1 protein-coding gene is annotated in these 2,022 nt (G+C 66.5%); it reads left to right on the top strand.

All coding sequences use genetic code 11. The features are described from left to right. Positions 1 to 809 precede the first annotated feature (809 nt). Positions 810 to 1,904, top strand: coding sequence for a replication protein RepA (locus LHA35_RS28130; RefSeq protein ID WP_226614929.1), 1,095 nt, complete (start codon positions 810 to 812; stop codon positions 1,902 to 1,904). Positions 1,905 to 2,022 lie beyond the last annotated feature (118 nt).

The raw sequence follows: 2,022 nt of genomic DNA, 5'->3' as shown, positions 1-2,022 counted from the left end.
CATCCCCAACGGCACCTACTTCCTGGGCTGGCCACAGAACGAGATGGCCGAGGCGGCACCGGCCTGACCCGGCTCAGGTCCTTACCGTAAATCTCCGCACGGATGCTGCCGGCGGGCCTCCATGCCCGTCTCATTGCTGCCGGACCTCGCCCGTTGGGCTGTCGTCCCAGCCTGACCCCCGCCCGGGAATCCGTCCTGGTTGCGGAGTCCGCCTAGTCGCAACAGAAGCCCGCTCAGGCCGGGTAGTGGCTGCTCCCCTTCTCCCCCTACCGGCTTGGATGGAAACCCCGCCAAGCGGCCATCCTCGTGGCTTTCTGGGCCTGTTCCTGTAGCCCCTCCCCTCCTTGCCGCCATTGCTGTCGCTGAATGGGCGGCCTTGCCGGGCCGCAGCAGCTTCAATCCTTAATTGCAATATCCACAGCGGCGCCTCGTTGCGCCTCCGTCTCCGGCGCGCCCTATAGGTAAAATTATATAGGTAAATTCTATAGGTAATTGGAGGCCGCCGATTCAGCGTGGATAACCTGGGTGAAGGCCGCCGATTCAGCGTATTTCGGGGGGTCTGAAGGCCGCCGATTCAGCGTATCCAGGCCGCCGATTCAGCGTGGATAACTTTCCCTCCGGATCTGCTGCCACAAGGCCGCCGATTCAGCGTGGATAACTTTCCCTCCGGATCTGCTGCCACAAGGCCGCCGATTCAGCGTGGATAACTTGCTCCTTGGGGCTGGATCTGCACGCTAGGCCGCTGATTCAGCGCACCGCTTCGCCATCGCTTCGCTACATTCAGCCCGTCTTTCCCCCATCAATCGAGAATGGACAGCGCTTCCCCGCCCATGGCCGAGATCCACCGCCAGCTTCTGCTCTTCGGCTCCGAGGAACTCCGCCGTGCGGCCGCTTCCATCCAGGACCCCAGCGAGCGCCGCCGCGAGCTCAGCCGCATCGAGGCCGCCAGCACCGTCCTCGGCGAGCCGGCCGAGGATGACATCGCCTTCTCGCATTCCGGCCTCTGCCAAACCTGCCTGCCGCACGCCAAGCCGGCCAGCAACGACCTGATCTGGGAGCGCAGCTCCGGCCGCTTCCACCTCATGGTCAGCCCAGGCGTGATACGCGGCCCGGATGGGCGCGCCACTCGTGTCGGGGTGCCCTACGGCACCCGCGCCCGGCTGATCATGATCTTCCTGCAGACCGAAGGCGTGCGCGACCGCACTGTCAGCCTCGGCCCCAGCATGTCGGCCTGGATCCGCTCCCTCGGCCTGCCGGTCACAGGCGGGCCGCGCGGCACCATTCAGGCGATCCGGGAGCAGTCGCTGCGCATTGCGCGTTGCGAGTTCACCCTGCAGTGGACCGCCCGCTCGGCCGATGGTGGCGATGAGACCATCATCCGCGACCAGCGTCTGGTTTCCGGTCTCTCCCTCTGGCATGCGCAGGAGGAGGGCCGCGGCGCCCGCTGGCAGGCCACCGTCGAGCTGACCCGCGAGTTCCACGAGCATCTGCGCGAGCACGCCGTCCCGCTGGTCCGCGATGCCATCGCTCACCTCAAGGACAACTCGCTCGGCCTCGACCTCTACACTCTCTTCGCCTACCGCCTGCAGCGCCTGGAGCAGCCCTTGCTGCTGCGCTGGCAGGCGCTCGCCGCCCAGGTGGGGTCAGAGACAGGCCGGACCTCGCACTTGGCTCAGCGCGTCAAGTCGGTGCTGCCGGACGTCCTGGCGGTCTACCCGGATGCCAAGGTGGAGGTCATGCGGCACGGTCTTCGGCTGCTGCCCTCCAAATCGCCCGTCCCGCGCACGGTGGTCCAAGGCCTGCGGGTGATCGAGGGCTCTGCGCCCCGGCCAACCGCAGGTCCGGATCGCCGGCTCGGCACTAGCAGGCTGCTGAAATTCATTGTGGTGATGCCGCCTGCGTGATTCCCTACCCCCGGCAGCGAGCGGGGTGAGGATGCGTGGCAGTGATGCGGTGGTTGGGTCGCTGTTCAGCTACGTGGATTTGGAACAACGGGTCCGGGCCGACCATCCGCTGCGGGTG

The sequence above is a fragment of the Roseicella aerolata genome (assembly GCF_020523605.1).
Lineage (GTDB): Bacteria > Pseudomonadota > Alphaproteobacteria > Acetobacterales > Acetobacteraceae > Paracraurococcus > Paracraurococcus aerolatus.
This window is presented reverse-complemented; position numbering and strand designations above follow the sequence as displayed.

Bases quoted from the DNA above. Each gene is read 5' to 3' on its own strand.
- LHA35_RS28130 (WP_226614929.1), top strand. From the start codon at position 810: ATGGACAGCGCTTCCCCGCCCATGGCCGAGATCCACCGCCAGCTTCTG.